The organism is Rhizobium brockwellii (assembly GCF_000769405.2).
Lineage (GTDB): Bacteria > Pseudomonadota > Alphaproteobacteria > Rhizobiales > Rhizobiaceae > Rhizobium > Rhizobium brockwellii.
The window spans coordinates 1-15,279 of the sequence record NZ_CP053440.1 but is presented as its reverse complement, the minus strand read 5'-3'; the positions used below and the strand labels follow the sequence as shown (position 1 = coordinate 15,279).

The window sequence follows — 15,279 nt, the reverse complement described above, 5'->3', positions numbered from 1 at the left end:
TCCTTACGTGAGGTAGACACTGGGGTCGTCTGTTATCACACCGGTCAAACCCACATCCCAGAATGATGCCAGCCGCCTGGGATCGTTGCAGGTCCACGCCCGCACCGAGATGCCGCGACGCACGGCCTCCTCGAGAAACCCGATACTCAGGGCCTTGTAGTCGAGATGGATGGTCTTTGCGGGAATCGACCGAAGGATATCCAGCCAATCCGCAGGCAGCTTGCTCCACAGCATGGCGAGTTCGTAGCTTGGATCGATCTCATACATTCCCTTCAGCGCAGCGGCATCAAAGCTTGAGATCATGATCTTGGTGTGCGCCGCCCGCGCCTTCAGATGTTGATCGACGACTTTGACCAGTTGGTCGAGTGACCTATGATGGGCATGCTGCTTGATCTCGACATTGGCGTTGAGACCGAGTTCGCCCAGCGCGGAAACAACGCGGGCCAGCGTCGGCAGTGGTTCGCCTTTGAATTTCGGGCTGAACCATGAGCCAGCGTCGATGGCGCCGAGATCTGACGCGGTGAGGTCGGCAAGATTTCCCTTCGACGAGGAACAGCGATCGATGGAAACGTCGTGGATGACGACCGGGGTCCCGTCGGCAAGAAGTGCAATGTCGAGTTCGACCCATTCCGCGCCTTGTTCATCGGCCGCCCGGAAAGCGGCAATGGTATTCTCGGGCGCAATGGCAGAGGCGCCTCGATGCGCCTGAACCTCACTGCGTCTCGGGCCGGATCGCGGCTCTACGGTCGTCATCGTCTCATCTCTTTCGTCGTCTTCTGGGGTGGGTGGAGAAATAATAAACCGAAGTCAATCTGTGCGTTTTCCGGTATCGCGATTGAAAGGATGCATTGCGCCGACACGTGCGAAGACGTCGATATTCGCATTCTCGTTGAAATCCGGACGACCCGGTACGGTCAGGACGACCGTCTGCTGGCCCCCTCCCAATCGCACATGCAGATGGCTTTCTCCCCCAATTGGCTCGAGCAACTCGACCGTTGCATTGAGACGAACGGAAGGCTCAACCGGCTTGGTGACGAGCAACGCGTCCGGGCGAAGGCCGACCATGTCGGTGCCGGCGGGCAATGCCAGGGCACTTGCGCTGTCGGCTGCCCTGAGGACGTCGATCGGCACAAGATTCATAGGCGGTGAGCCAATGAAGCTGGCGACAAACAAACTCGCCGGGCGATCGTAGACCGCTACGGGAGTGCCGACTTGTTCGACAAGACCTCCGTTCATGACGACCAGCCGGTCTGCCAGCGTCATCGCTTCAAGCTGGTCATGGGTGACGTAGATGCTGGTGGTCTTCAGGCGCCGTTGCAACCGGCGTATTTCAACGCGCATCTGCACCCGCAATTTGGCATCGAGATTGGACAGAGGCTCATCGAACAGGAAGGCGGCCGGCTCGCGAACGATCGCGCGCCCCATCGCAACGCGCTGGCGCTGCCCGCCGGAGAGCTCGCGAGGTTTACGATCCAACATCGGACCGATTTCGAGGATCTCGGCAGCCTCCGCCACACGGCGGTTGATTTCCGCCCGTTCGGTGCCGCGATTTTTCAAACCATATTCGAGATTTCCGCGTACGGTCATATGCGGATACAGCGCATAATTCTGAAAGACCATGGCGATATCGCGGTCGGCGGGCTCTGCCTTGTTGACATTGCGGCCGGCAATCTCGACATGGCCCTCGCTGATCGTTTCCAGCCCGGCAATCATGCGAAGCAAAGTTGATTTACCACAACCCGAGGGGCCGACGAGCACGATGAGTTCGCCATCCGCAACAGACAGGTTGATGCCTTTGACCGCCGGGACGGTGCCATAATTCTTCTTGACGTCGATGATGTTGATCGTTGCCATTTCATTTCTCCGTTTCGACCAGGCCTTTGACAAAAAGGCGTTGCATGGCGACGATGACGAGGACAGGTGGTAGTGCGGCCAGAATGACCGCTGCCATCACGAGGTTCCAGCGCGGTTCGGCATCGGCAACCGCTGCCATGCGCTGGATTCCCATCACGACGGTATAGAAGCTCTGGTCGGTCGTTATGATGAGCGGCCAGAGATACTGGTTCCAGCCGAGCACGAACAAGATGATGAAGAGCGCCGCGATATTGGTGATCGACAGCGGCAGCAGAATATCCCGGAAGAACTTCATCGGCCCTGCCCCATCGACACGGGCAGCCTCCATGAGTTCGTCGGGGACAGTCAGAAAGAACTGACGAAACAGGAAGGTTGCCGTTGCCGATGCGATCAGCGGAATGATGAGGCCGCCGTAATTGTTCAGCATTCCGAGATCGGCGACGACTTTGTAGGTCGGCACGATGCGCACCTCGACCGGCAGCATCAGCGTGATGAAGATCATCCAAAATGCCAAGGTCCGGAACGGAAACCGGAAATAGACGATAGCAAAGGCCGAAAGGATCGAAATAGCGATCTTCCCGACGGCGACGCCAACCGCCATGATCAGCGAGTTGATCATCATCGGCCCGATCGGCGGCGCCCCCGAGCTTGTCATTCCAGAGGACAGCATCGTCGAATAGTTCTCGATGATGTGGCTTCCCGGAGTCAGCGGCACGACGCCTGACAGGAAGTCGTTTGGGCCGTGGCTCGATGCGATGAAAGCCACGTAGACCGGAAATACGACGATCGTGACGCCAATGATGAGGACAAGGTGCGCCAGGAAATTCAGGAAAGGGCGATTTTCAACCATCCTCGGGATTCCTCAATATTGCACGCGGCGTTCAATGAAACGGAATTGGACCGCGGTCAGAGCGATGACGATCACCATGAGAATGACCGACTGCGCCGCCGACGAACCCAAATTCAGTCCGATGAAGCCGTCGAAATAGACCTTGTAGACAAGGATCTCGGTTGCACGCGCCGGTCCGCCTTGGGTGGTAGCATGAATGATGCCGAAGGTATCGAACATCGCGTAAACGATATTGATGACGATCAGATAGAAGGTTGTCGGTGAGATCAGCGGGAACACGATCGTCCAGAAACGCTTCACAGGACCGGCTCCGTCGATGGCCCCGGCTTCCTGAAGCGAACGCGGGACGGATTGCAGCGCAGCCAAGAAGAACAAGAAGTTATAGGAAATCTGCTTCCACGTCGCCGCGATGACGATCAGGACCATGGCATCATCTGCATTGATCAGATGGTTCCAGTTGATCCCCATCGCCCGCAACATATAGGCGACGATACCGATCGACGGATTGAACATGAACCACCAAAGAATGCCGGCGATCGCGGGGGCGACGGCATATGGCCAGATGAGCAATGTCGAATAAATTCGAGAGGTGCGCAACACGCGCATCGCCGCTGCAGCCAGGAGCAGCGCGATCGCCGTTGAGAGGACCGTCACAAGAATGGCGAAGATGAGCGTATGGCCAAAGGCATTGATGTAGATCGGATCGGCGAAGAGCCGACGGTAGTTTTCGAACCAGACGAAGGTCGTTTTGAAACCGAAAGCGTCCTGGCGCAGGAAAGATTGCCAGAATGCAGTTGCCGCGGGCCAGAGGAAGAATACCACGGTCACGAAAATTTGGGGTGCGATGAGCAGGTAAGGCAAAAGCTTGTTGGGAAATACGGTCCGTTTGGTTTGCATAGGCCCTCACACTGACGGATGGGAAACGGGGGCCGGTCTCTCACCAGCCCCCGTCGCGAAGCCCATTAGTTGGCGGACTGGAAATCGCGGAGCTGTTCGTTGCCTCGTGCGACCACGGAATCAACCGCTTCCTTCGCCGTCTTCTTCCCGCCCAGCAAGGCAGCAAACTCATCGTCGATGATCCCACGCACCTGGACGTAGTTGCCGAACCGAATACCCTTCGAATTGTCGGTAGGTGTCACCCGCGTCAGTTGCTTGATGCCGATATCTGCTCCGGGATTCTTCTCGTAATAGCCCTGGTCCTGGCCCAGCTTATACGCAGCCTCGGTTATCGGCAGGTAGCCCGAGAACTGATGCCAATCGGCTTGGACTTCCGGCTTCTGCAGGTAGGTGAAGAATTTCGCGACCCCCTTGTACTCCTCTTCCGGGCGACCTTTCAGCGTCCAGAGCGTGGCGCCGCCGATAATCGAATTGAGCGGCTGCGGAATGACGTCGTCATAGTAGGGAAGCGGCGCAAACCCGACCTTGAAAGCCTTTGCGTTGTTGATGACACCGGCCCGGCCGGCCGAGGAATTCATGTACATCGCGCATTCCTGAGAATAGAACATCGGAGGAGCGTTATCGCCACCGCCAGGTCCGCCGAATTTGAAGAGCCCCTCGTCCTGCCACTTCTTCAGATTGCCCCAATGGCGAATCGTCAGATCGTTGTTGAAGGTGAATTCCGCATCCAAGCCGCCAAAACCGTTTGCCTTGGTGGAGTAGGGCTTGTCATGCAAGGCATTGAGATTTTCGGTCTGGATCCATGAGATCCAAGCGCTGGTAAAGCCGCATTTGGCTGCGCCGGACTTCATGATCGTCCGCGAAAAGGCCTCGACGTCGGCCCATGTTTTCGGCGGTGTTTCCGGATCGAGCCCCGCCTTTTTGAAGACGTCCTTGTTGTAGTACATAATCGGCGTCGAGGAATTGAACGGCAAGGACAAGACGTTGCCGCTGGTGTCCGAGTAATAGCCGACGACCGGGGCAATGAATTTGCTCTGGTCCCAGGCCTCCCCCTCGTCTTTCATCAACTGGTAGACGGGATAGACCGCACCTTGTGCTGCCATCATCGTGCCGGTGCCGACTTCGTAGACCTGAACGATTGCCGGCTGCTGGTTGGCACGAAATGCAGCAATGGCGCCGGTCAGCGTCTCATCATAGGTGCCTTTGAATACCGGGACGATCTCGTAGTCAGATTGAGACGCGTTGAACCCCTTGGCGATCTGTTCAAGCTTCGCGCCATTCTCGCCACCCATTGCGTGCCACCACTGGATCTTCGTGGCGGCCATGGCCGGAACGGATAACGAAAGGCTGGTCAGTCCTGCGGACAGGAAAAAAGCGATCTTGTTCATTCTCACTCCCACTTGTTGTCGGTTCATAGCCTCCCGCTACGAACGTGAGCCGATCGTAACAGGCGAGTTTCACTTTGCAAATATGGAATGTTCATATGAACATCTGATGACACCAAGCCCTACGGTCATATAGGGCGGCTGGCTGGAAGTATGAGTTGAGTGGCCGATCGATTTGCACGCTGGCCCAGCTTTGGGATGGCTCGCATGATCCCCAGAAAGTCCCCATGACACCGGCGTTTAGCGGCTTTTCACGGGCAGCGGCGTGCTTTGTGGCAGTTTTGCGACACTCGATAGAGCGCAGATGCTGAACTGGTTTCCGAAAACCGATGCCGCGGCAAGATCGCCTCTTCGATTTGTTCGCCCAACACGCAAAGACCGTCGTCGGTGCGGCCGATACCCTCCAGTTTGTGTCCGCCTCCCTCATTCCCTCGGCCATACGGGCAATGACGCTCAAGAGACGATGGGCATCATCGACGTTTGCTATATTCGCAAGGATAGTTGGCGGGTGATTTCCATGTGCCGCTCTTGGTCGTCCTTTCATGCCAAAGTGCAATAGCACTCGGCACGCTCTTCGGCGGCTGGCGGATGGTCCACGCCATGGGATCGAAGATTACGCGTCTCAACCCAATGCAGGCCTTTGGTGCCGAAACAAGTGGAGCTCTGACATTGGTTGGCGCAACCTGGCTAGGCATCCCGGTTTCGACCACACATACGATCACCGCTGGGGCTTGGCGGGCAACATTGTTGTTGCCTGGGTTGTCACACTCCCCGTCGCTGCGATCATTTCAGCCTTAGACTATTGGCTTTCGGACCTCTTCCATTAACGATCCCTCATCTTGGTCATCGGCACCTCCCAATCCCGCAGGCCATCGCAGACTTCGGCTCTGCTGGGCGCGCCGGTACGACCGCCGAATACCTGGCATTTGAGCGCCGCCGCCATGGATGCCCAGCGCATCGTCTCTTCGATCGGCAAGCCTTCGGCGACAGCCAGCGCGAAAGCGCCATGAAAGATATCGCCGGCTGCGAGCGTATCGACCGCCCTCACCTTCGGAGCGGCAAGATGGACGACTTCGCCGGTTCGGTCATCGAACCAGAAGCAGCCATTTTCGCCAGCCGTGACGCTGATGAAAGCTTGCTCGAACTTTCGTTTCAGCAGGCCGACGACCTTCGCCAGCTCGGCAGTTCCGGCAAGCCGCTCGGCGGCCGGCTGCGAGAATACGATGTGGCTGGCCGTCGGTGCAAGCATCTCGATCACACCATCGCCTGCAACGTCGCCATCGAGAATGGCCGGCTTTCCCGCCTCTCGGGCGGCCAATAGCGTCCGCAATGCAAGCTTCGGCCACCGGACGTCGACCAGCACCGCATCGAAAGCAGAAACATCCTGTTGCGTGACCGGCTTGACCGTCTCGTGCAGACCCGCATCGTAGAAAGGCACAATCAAGCGCTCGCCCTGGTCATCGATAAGAATCGTCGAGACAGCCGAGCGGGCGCCTGCCACACGCGCCATGCCGCTCGTGTCTATGCCGCTGTTACTGAGGTCAGCGATGATGCGGTCGCCGCTGGAATCATCGCCGACTGCACCCCAGAGACTGGCATCGCCGCCCAGCCGGGCGACTGCAAAGGCCGCACTCGATGCCATGCCTTCGGCGATCTGGAGCATATCATAGGGCAGAATTTTGCCCTGGCCGGTCGGCAACGTGCGCACCCGAAACAGGGTGTCCATAACCGCCGCGCCGACACACAAAACGCGGCGCTCCCGACCGTGAGGCTGCTCGAAGGCAGAAGAAGTCGTCAAAACCGTTGTCTCACCCGCTCACTTGACGGCTCCGGCCGTCAGGCCGGCCACGATCTGCCGTTGCGCAAACACCGTCAATATCAGCACAGGCAAGGTGACGATCAACGCCGCCGCCGCCAACGGACCCCAACTGACCTGCTCGAACGAGAGCATGTTGTAGACCGCGACCGGAAGCGTGCGCGTCTCGCGGCTGGCAAGCACGATGCCGAAGACGAAGTTGTTCCACGAGAAGATGACCGACAGGATGAAGGCAACGACGATGCCCGGCCTTGCGATCGGCAAGGCGACCAGGCGGAAAACTTGCCAGGGTGTCGCGCCGTCGATGCTTGCAGCCTCCTCCAGCTCCATCGGCGTCGTCTCGAAATAACCGATCATGATCCACACGACGATCGGCACAGTGACGACGAGATGGATGATGATCTGCGGCATGAGCGTGCCGAGCAGGTTCAGCCACTGGAACAGCAGGAAGAGCGGGATCAGGAAGGAAAGGCCGGGCGTCATGCGCGCAATCATGATGACCATCGCAGACTTTTCAGCTTTCAGGCGCGCGATGCCATATCCGGCCGGCACGCCGATCAGCAGCGCCAGAAGCGTGGCGGCACCCGTTACCAGCACCGAATTCCAGAGATATAGGAAGAAGTTATTCTCTTCGAAGACCTTCAGATAGTTCGACCAGGCAAAGCGCTCCGGGATGAAGATCGGCGGATAAGCGCCGTTATCGATTTCATATTTCAGCGACAGCGAGATCATCCAGAGGAAGAACAGGACGACCGGCGATATCATCACCAGGGCAACAAACAGCAGTCCGATGCGATCGAGCGTCTTGCGCTTCATCAGCGTGCCTCCCCGTCGGACCAGTTCGCGCGCTGCCGCAGCATCATCAGGACGAAGGCGAGCAGGACGATGAGGATGAAGAAGACAACCGCCATCGCAGATCCATAGCCAATATCGTAGTAGGCGAAAGCAGTGTTGTAGAGATAGATGTTGATCGTTTCCGACGCTGTGCCTGGGCCGCCCTGGGTCATGGCGTAGATGATGTCGAAACTTTTCACCGCATCGATGCTGCGGATCATCACGGCAATCATCAGAAATGGCGCGATCATCGGCAGCGTCAGATAGCGAAATTTCTGCCAGACATTGGCTCCGTCGATTTCAGCACTTTCATAGGGCTCGCGCGGAACCGCCGCCAGACCACCGAGCACGATCAGCATGATAAGCGGCGTCCACTGCCACGTCTCGACCAGCACTAGCGATGGGATGACGCTGTTCTGATTATAGATCCACTCCTGCGGGCCGATGCCGACGAAGGAGAGAAGATAGTTGAGGACGCCGAGCTGCGGGTGGAACATCATCGTCCAGACGAGGGCGATGGCGACGGGCGTCGCCATCATCGGCATCACGAATATGCCGCGCAGAAGGCCGCGCAACGGAAACTGCGTATCGAAGATCAGCGCGGCGAGCGTCCCTAGGAAAAGGGGCGCCACCACGGAGAGCGTCATATAGAGCACCGTATGCCACAGCGAGTCCCAGAAGCGCATGTCCACGATCAGGCGGGCATAGTTGTCCAGTCCCGCAAAGACCTGGGACTGGCCAAGCGTCCAGCTGTTGACGCTCATCCAAAGGGTAAACACCCATGGAAAAACGATGACGGCCGCAATGACGATGAGCGCCGGGATGACGAAAGGCCAGTAGTTGGGAGCAAACCGATCCGGTTTGCTCCTTCCTTTCGACGTCTTGGCCACTGCGGCCGTTTCGATGCTTGTCGAGGCCATTATCCCTCGCTTTTCGCCAGGACGGGTTCGAACTGTGCCGTCGCTGCCTTCAGCTCGGTTTCGGGGTCGGCGCCGCCGATCATGTTGGTGAGACCGACACCATAGACGTCGCGGAACTCGGTAACCGGAATGATGACCGGCAGCGCGAGCTGCGAGATCTTGCCGGAACCGACGACGGCATCCAGCCAGGCGCCCGGCATCTTGACGCCTTCGCGTACCTTCGCATCCTCGAGGACGGACTGGCGGAAAGGAACGCCGGCGCCGGCCTGCAGCAGACGTGCGCCCATTTCATGCGAAATAGCCCATTGGCAGAAGAGGTACCCGGCTTCTTTCTTCTGGCTTGCCGCGACGACGCCAAGCCCGTCGCCGAAGGTACCTGCGGCCTGTGCCTTCGGGCCTTTCGGCATGATGCCGTAACCGACCTGGCCGACGACGCGCGACTTTTCCGGATTCTCGATCGGCGGCGCAAAACCGACGCCATCCAGCCACATGCCGATCTTGCCCTGCAGGAAGGCAGATTGTGCCTCGGCCCAGTTGAAGCCCGAGACGCCGGGAGGAGCGGTCTTGGTCATCAGTCTTTGGTAAAGCTTTGCCGCATCGATCGCTTCTTGCGATGTCGTGCGCAGCTTGCCATCCGGGCCGAGCGGGCTTGAACCATAGCCAAGCAGCAGCGACGTCCAGACCGGCGTATTGGCGTTCTTCAGGCCGCGGGCGACGAAGCCGTAGGTGTTGGTGGAAGGATCGGTGAGCGCCTCCGCAGCACTGGCGAGTTCTTCGAACGTCGTCGGATAGGCCAGCCCCTTCTTCTCGAACAGCGCCTTGTTCCAATAGATGATCCAGTAGTCGACCGAGAATGGAAGCGAACGCAGAACGCCGCCCGGGTCTTTGGCAAAAGTCAGGCCAGCTTCGGCGAAGTCGCTTTCAACCAGAGACGGGTCGGTCAGAGAGGGGTCCTTGAGAAAACCGCCGATATCGGCAAGCCAGCCGCCCTTTTCGAACTGCCGCTTCTGGACATGATAGCTCATGTGCACGACATCGAAGCTCGGCTTGCCAGAGCTCAGCTCGATGGTCGTCTTCTGACGCTGCTGTTGTTCGGGCGTCGCTTCGGCATTGACCTTGATGCCGGTGAGCTCCTCGAATTCGGACAGGTACTTCAAAAGTATTTCGCTGCGCGGGCTCTTGACCAGGTTGACTTCGAGCGTCGTGCCGGCAAAGCGCTTCCAATCGACCGCAGCCGATGCCAGCCGCACGCCGAGCATGCTGCTGGCGCCAAAAGCGGCCGTACCCGCCAGAAAGCCGCGCCTCGTCGGGTTCGAAAACGATGACATGTGGTACCTCCTCCTTTTGCCGGCGATCTCCTCAACCCGGCTGTTTATTTCCGATTATATCCTGAGCGCACGATCTCTTGCATGATTGATATGTGCGACAAGGCTGTTGACGGCGTCCTCCGCCGATCGTCGTTCGATCGCCTCGAGCACCTTGAGGTGCTCACCCATGACAGGTCCGACGTGACCATCGATACGAAAACGGTCCTGACTGATCAGGCGCATCTTGATCGAGTTCACCCGGTAGGCGTTCGAGATGATGGTATTTCCCAAAGCATCGATAAAGGCGTCGTGCATGCCCCAATCGACAGCTTGCGCGTGAACCTCCAATTCGTGCGATCCATCCCCGTTTCGAATGGCGTCGGCGATATCCCGATGCTGTTTCAAAAGCTTGGCGATCGTCTCGTCAGATGCGGAGCGGGTGAAAAGCGCGACCGCTTCCTTCTCCAGGAACACGCGCAGCTGGAACGCCTCGCGAATAAGGTTCAGGTCGATATGAGCGATCTGCAAACCCCGCTGGGGCACCGTTTTGATCAGCCCTTCGGCTTCGAGCCTCGGGATGAGTTCGCGGATGGCACCAAGCGTCAGCCCTGTCAACTCGACGAGGCGACGCTGCGAAACGAACTGGCCGGGGCGCACGTCACGCGCAAGAAGGTGGCGTGTGAAACTCTCATACGCCTTTTCCCGCAGTGTCGGCTGCTCGTCCGTTCCGTCCATCGCCTCTCCCAGAAACATCTCCGACCTATGCCGCTTTCGAGCGGAAAAGAGTGTCGAACGCAAGTGCGAGTTGCGCCTGCCCTTCGCCGGATATTGAAACGAGTGGTGGCCGAACCGCAAGCCAGATTTCATCCGACGTCAGGTGAGCGACCATCGCTTTCACAGCGGCGGTCACCGGAAATTTCAGCAGTTCGGCCACGAAATCCTCGACGCGAGGATCGTCCTTGCCTTCTTCCGCCATCAGCTTGACTTCGCGAGGTACGAAATTCGCCATGCCGGAGATCGCACCCTGGCCGCCAAACCGCACACCCTTCGCCAGGTGACGTTCGTCGCCAACCAGGATGACGAGATCGCCATGCGCCTTCAGCAGCTTTTCCGTAAAAGGCCAGTCGCCGGAGGAATCCTTGACGCCCGTAACGACATTGGGAAAGTCGGTCCGTAGCCGACCGACTAGCGATACGCTCAACGGAACCATGGTGACCGAGGGAATGTTGTAGACAATAATGTCTCGCGCCTTGTCGCCCAGGATGGCGAAGACAGCCGAAAACCACTGGAAGACACCGTCGTCACTCACGTTCTTGAAATAAGACGGCGGAGCAAGAAGGATATTGCGGGCTCCCTTGGAAAGCGCATGACCGGCCTGCATCGCCGCATCCTCGGCCGCGTCGACCAGCACGCCGACGATGATCTGCTTTGCTGCTATTCCGCTATCAAGCATGGAAGCGAGAATACGCGCACGTTCCTGCGTGCCGATGGAAGAACCTTCACCGGTCGTCCCGAACAGAGTCACACTCGAGCAGCCGGCCGCGAGGCTCCGCCGTGCCTGCTCGATCATCGCCTCGATCGCGATATCGCCATTGCTGTCGAACGGCGTGGCAAGAGCAACCGAGAGCCCGAATTTTTGTGTCAACTATGCTTCCTCCCAATGAACGGATCAGATGTAGCAAACTAACATGTTAGTTGTAAAGAGGTGATTGCGCACTGCTTTGTTACCTGACTACCAGACAGTCGTTTACTCGCGATCAACTCGCCTGCCTCGCCGTCGGCCCATTCGCCCGCGCGAGCGCCATCAGCATCGGTCCGATTGCAAACTCGCCTCTTTCGGTCCTTCGGGTCAGATCTCTGAGATAACCGCCGGGTGAGTTGATGTGCCCTCCCCTCTCCAGGATGCAGGCGATCACGGTGGCGGCGTTTTCCGGCCCCATGCCCGAGCAGGCTTCCTCATAGGCCGAGGGACTGACGCCGAGCATCGAGCGCACGACGACGGCAGCCGACATCAGGTCTCGCCAATTGCCGATGCTTCCGCCGGGCCCATAGTCGAGAATACTGGGGCAGGCTTGGAGGACGAGGCCGAGCGGGAAGGATTTCAGGCCTGGTCCGGCGCCCGGATCGGCCGCGCCTCCCGCCCTGTTGCTCATCCCGACGGAAGGCTTTTGCTGTTTCAATCTTTGCTCCTCCAGCGGCCCGGCGTTCGGGTTGTTATCGGCCGCTGCCTTTTCGCCCTGCTTCGTTTCGAAGCTTGGTTCAAGTTCATAAATGGAGTCGGGTTTTGAATTCTGTTTGTGATGCTCAATTTGAGACTCATTGGCGTCTATTTTTTGTGTTTTTATCCGTCTTTCCAGCATGTTGACGATCTCTGCGCGCAGCAGCCCCATCTCATCGAGCAGCGGTACCAGATCTTCGGCTGTCGCCACGCGTGGAATCCGGGCGAGAAGCGTTCGAAACATCGCCGAAATGCCTTCCCAATCACCGGAAACCCCTTCTTCGAGTGCCGTCATGATCAATTTGGAAATGTCACGCCGGCATAGCGTCAGGCGTTCCCTGGTCACTCGCAACAGCTCCCGGTCGGTTACGGTCCGGGCGGCCAGGCTTTCGATCTCGGCAGCACGTGCCAGAAGCGGTGCGACACTGAAGCCGAAGGCCTCGCCGACGGCCCCTGCCCTGTCGCGGCGCGCATAGCGCTTTCCATTCGGGCTGTCCTTGCGCAGGATCAGGCCGGCCTCGACCAGGACGGCAAGATGCCGCCTGAGGGTTGCCGGCGTCATGCCGCGGGCGCGCAACGAAAGCTGCGCATTCGACGGGAAGACAATCAGTCCCTTTTCCTCGGAGATTTCGTCGTCAGGGTAGAAGGTCAAAAGCGCGTCGAGCACCGTCAACGCCCGATCGGTGACGCCAAGCGCCGGCCGTGCTTCGCAGATCGCCCTGAACAGCTTCCATTTGCTGCGTTTCATTCCCGGCTCGATGGTCTCGGCCAGTTGCTGGCTTGCCAGCATGCCAAGCGACATCGGCCGCCGCCCAAAGGGCGTCGTCACATATCCACTCTCCATTTGCCTTCACCTTCGTTTAGGCAAAAGAAAACCATCCACCAATTTGGTGCCTAAGACGCTTGACTGTGATTCGGGGAAATGCGATTCTCGATGTGCTTAAGATCTGAGAAGGGCTTCCACGACGGCGTCGTTGGGGGCCTTTTTCTTTTGCGCGCTACGCTCCTCTGTCCTTGTTGAACTCCTGGAACAGGCCCTTCAGCCTTTCCTGGACGAATTGATCGAAACCGGGCGCGGTCTTGCCGTCGAAGACGAAGGTCGCACCAGATGCTGTCTTCTTGATCATGACAGGCACACCGCTAACCTCAGATTTGGCCACCGCCGGCTTCGGAGCAGTCGTCTTCTTCGTTGCCAGAACGAGTGCCCGCTGAAACCGCTCGTCGCTCGAAATTTTGCGCGCGTCGTCCGCGGACAACTCCGCGATGATCTTCTCGACGTCGGCTTTCTCAAGCCGCTCGCCGAGTTCCAACCATCGCCGGCGGCCGATATCAGGTGCTGCACCGATGGCGTTGACAAGCCCCAGGGGGACCTGTCGTATGACGATCAGCATTCTCGACAGCGCCGCCTTGTCCACGCCGAGGGCCGCCATAATGACATCGCGGCCAAAGCTGCGTTCCTCGAGCCGCGATGCGAAGAGCGCACGCTCGATGTAGGAGAGATTGGTTCGAGCGCTGTTTTCCTGTCCCTGGCTGACGACCAGCTGACCGTCGGTGAGATCGCGAACGACCGCACGCACCCTGATGCCGATTTCTCTGGCGGCAGCCAGGCGACGATGGCCGTATGCGACCTGATAGCGTCCCCTGGTTTCGGGATGTGGGCGGACAAGGATCGGAACCTGCTGCCCGTGTTCGCGGATCTGCTCGACGAGCTGCGCGAGTTCAGCCGCATCGATCGCCAATCGGTCGCTGACGAAGGAAGCGTCGATCAGGCCAGGATCGAGCTCGACGATAGTCTGGCCGGCGGCGAGCTGCCGTTCCAGTTCACTCGCCCGCTCCATTTTCTCGGTAATGTTGCCGAGCGTCTTGGTAATGCCGCCGACAGGCGCGGCACTGCGCTCCTGCGGCACGAATCCGGCGATCGGACGATTGTCGCGCGGTGCGACTGCGTCCATCCTTTCCGGGTTCGGAGCGGAAATTTCGATGAGGTTCTTGCGCGCCATCTATCTATTTCCTCCCCCAGGTGGAGCGAATATGCGCCTCGATCTCGCCATTCACGAGGTTGAGGGATTCCAGCGCCCGATCGTAGGTTCCGCGTGTGAACTGCGACCGCTCGACCTCGTAGAGAGTCTGCTTGGTGACGCCGGCATCGGCGACCGCCGTCGACTTCACCATGGCATTGTGGAGCATTCGATTGCCGAAAATCGCCCGCATGAAGCCGGTCATCTGGCTCTGCGGTCCGTCGTTCGGTTCGAACCGGGTCACGAGATAGCGCATCCAGTCATAGCTGGTACGTCCGCCAGCCTTTTCGACGACCGACATCAGCTCACTCGTCATCGTCAGAAACTGCGACATCGACATGACATCCAGCATCTGCGGGTGGACCGTGATCAAGACCGAGGTTGCCGCGCAGAGCGCCGACATCGTCAGGAACCCCAGCTGCGGCGGGCAGTCGATGACGACGACATCGTAGAGGCTTTCGATCTCCGTCAGGACCTCGCCGATGCGGGCAAAGAACATCGTCTCCGCCGTCCCCGACGCCATCGCCTTCGGCGTCTCATGCTCGAATTCCATCAGCTCGAGATTGCCCGGAATGAGATGCAGATTGGGCGTGTAAGTGGCGCGCACGATGTCGGCGATAGGGCGCGGATCCTCATATCGGATCGCACCGTAGATCGTTTCGCCCTCTCCGACATCGAACTCCGGCTGATGACCGAACAAGGCGGATAAGGAGGCCTGAGGATCGAGGTCGACGGCGAGCACGCGGTAACCCCTGAGCGCCATGAACTGCGCCAGATGGGCGGCCGTGGTGGTCTTGCCCGAGCCGCCCTTGAAATTCATGACGGAGACGATCTGGAGCTTTTCCCCCGGCCTGCGGGCCGGCACATATTTCGGCGTCCCGTTTCGCTCGTCGAGGACCCGGCGAATTCGATCCATATCGATTGCACTGTAAAGCCGCCGTCCGTTTGCGAGCGGATCGGGCCCATGGCCGTCGGCGGCCACCTGGCGGAGATAGCCTTCGCCGATACCGATGAAGGCCGCAGCTTCGGCCGGCGAAAATGTTCTGATGGTCTTTTGCGAGAGCGGGGGGAAGATTTTTGCCTGATGCTGCTGAAGTTGATAGGATAACTCCTTCGCATCCGTTGCCAGAAGCGACGGGAGATGCTCTTGATCGTCCTGAAGAGCAAGACTCGGCTGCAT

14 protein-coding genes and 1 pseudogene are annotated in these 15,279 nt (G+C 58.8%); 1 reads left to right on the top strand and 14 read right to left on the bottom strand.

The window, feature by feature from the left end; all coding sequences use genetic code 11:
* Nucleotides 1-3 precede the first annotated feature (3 nt).
* From RLCC275e_RS23680 to ugpB, 5 genes are all read right to left on the bottom strand, one after another.
* On the bottom strand, nucleotides 4-753 hold the full coding sequence (locus RLCC275e_RS23680; RefSeq protein ID WP_171891365.1) for a glycerophosphoryl diester phosphodiesterase: 750 nt from the start codon (nucleotides 751-753) through the stop codon (nucleotides 4-6).
* 54 nt (nucleotides 754-807) lie between these two features.
* Complete coding sequence (locus RLCC275e_RS23675; RefSeq protein WP_033183237.1) at nucleotides 808-1,854, bottom strand: sn-glycerol-3-phosphate import ATP-binding protein UgpC; 1,047 nt, start codon at nucleotides 1,852-1,854, stop codon at nucleotides 808-810.
* 1 nt (nucleotide 1,855) lies between these two features.
* Nucleotides 1,856-2,704 carry a sn-glycerol-3-phosphate ABC transporter permease UgpE gene (gene ugpE, locus RLCC275e_RS23670; RefSeq protein WP_003562583.1) on the bottom strand — a complete coding sequence of 283 codons (849 nt, stop codon included), beginning with the start codon at nucleotides 2,702-2,704 and terminating at the stop codon, nucleotides 1,856-1,858.
* Nucleotides 2,705-2,716: 12 nt separating this feature from the next.
* Entirely contained in the window at nucleotides 2,717-3,601 is an 885-nt protein-coding gene (gene ugpA, locus RLCC275e_RS23665) for a sn-glycerol-3-phosphate ABC transporter permease UgpA (RefSeq protein ID WP_033183238.1), read from the bottom strand.
* A gap of 65 nt (nucleotides 3,602-3,666) precedes the next feature.
* On the bottom strand, nucleotides 3,667-4,989 hold the full coding sequence (gene ugpB, locus RLCC275e_RS23660; protein WP_026160235.1) for a sn-glycerol-3-phosphate ABC transporter substrate-binding protein UgpB: 1,323 nt from the start codon (nucleotides 4,987-4,989) through the stop codon (nucleotides 3,667-3,669).
* Nucleotides 4,990-5,387: 398 nt separating this feature from the next.
* Here ugpB and RLCC275e_RS23655 point away from each other — a divergent pair.
* Nucleotides 5,388-5,813 (top strand): annotated as a pseudogene (locus RLCC275e_RS23655) (inorganic phosphate transporter); the annotation flags it as partial.
* Here the strand turns inward: RLCC275e_RS23655 and RLCC275e_RS23650 are convergent.
* The 9 genes from RLCC275e_RS23650 to repA all read right to left on the bottom strand — a co-directional run bounded on the left by RLCC275e_RS23650 (nucleotide 5,810) and on the right by repA (nucleotide 15,279).
* Entirely contained in the window at nucleotides 5,810-6,784 is a 975-nt protein-coding gene (locus RLCC275e_RS23650; RefSeq protein ID WP_033183240.1) for a sugar kinase, read from the bottom strand. The pseudogene RLCC275e_RS23655 and the gene RLCC275e_RS23650 sit on opposite strands and share 4 nt — an antisense overlap.
* A gap of 18 nt (nucleotides 6,785-6,802) precedes the next feature.
* Nucleotides 6,803-7,618, bottom strand: a complete 816-nt coding sequence (locus tag RLCC275e_RS23645; protein WP_033183241.1) for a carbohydrate ABC transporter permease — start codon at nucleotides 7,616-7,618, stop codon at nucleotides 6,803-6,805.
* Nucleotides 7,618-8,556, bottom strand: a complete 939-nt coding sequence (locus RLCC275e_RS23640; protein WP_033183242.1) for a carbohydrate ABC transporter permease — start codon at nucleotides 8,554-8,556, stop codon at nucleotides 7,618-7,620. Before RLCC275e_RS23640 ends, RLCC275e_RS23645 begins: the two co-directional genes overlap by 1 nt.
* A complete protein-coding gene (locus tag RLCC275e_RS23635) occupies nucleotides 8,556-9,884 on the bottom strand; it encodes an ABC transporter substrate-binding protein (RefSeq protein ID WP_033183243.1) in 1,329 nt (442 codons plus the stop codon). Before RLCC275e_RS23635 ends, RLCC275e_RS23640 begins: the two co-directional genes overlap by 1 nt.
* 54 nt (nucleotides 9,885-9,938) lie before the next feature.
* On the bottom strand, nucleotides 9,939-10,616 hold the full coding sequence (locus RLCC275e_RS23630) for a GntR family transcriptional regulator (protein WP_018245752.1): 678 nt from the start codon (nucleotides 10,614-10,616) through the stop codon (nucleotides 9,939-9,941).
* Nucleotides 10,617-10,623: 7 nt separating this feature from the next.
* A complete protein-coding gene (locus tag RLCC275e_RS23625; RefSeq protein ID WP_033183244.1) occupies nucleotides 10,624-11,508 on the bottom strand; it encodes a dihydrodipicolinate synthase family protein in 885 nt (294 codons plus the stop codon).
* Nucleotides 11,509-11,620: 112 nt separating this feature from the next.
* The gene (gene repC, locus RLCC275e_RS23620) at nucleotides 11,621-12,925 is read right to left on the bottom strand and encodes a plasmid replication protein RepC (RefSeq protein WP_033183245.1); all 1,305 of its coding nucleotides are present in this window, start codon (nucleotides 12,923-12,925) and stop codon (nucleotides 11,621-11,623) included.
* A 154-nt stretch (nucleotides 12,926-13,079) separates the two neighbouring features.
* Complete coding sequence (gene repB, locus RLCC275e_RS23615) at nucleotides 13,080-14,081, bottom strand: plasmid partitioning protein RepB (RefSeq protein ID WP_033183246.1); 1,002 nt, start codon at nucleotides 14,079-14,081, stop codon at nucleotides 13,080-13,082.
* A 4-nt stretch (nucleotides 14,082-14,085) separates the two neighbouring features.
* Complete coding sequence (repA, locus tag RLCC275e_RS23610) at nucleotides 14,086-15,279, bottom strand: plasmid partitioning protein RepA (RefSeq protein ID WP_033183247.1); 1,194 nt, start codon at nucleotides 15,277-15,279, stop codon at nucleotides 14,086-14,088.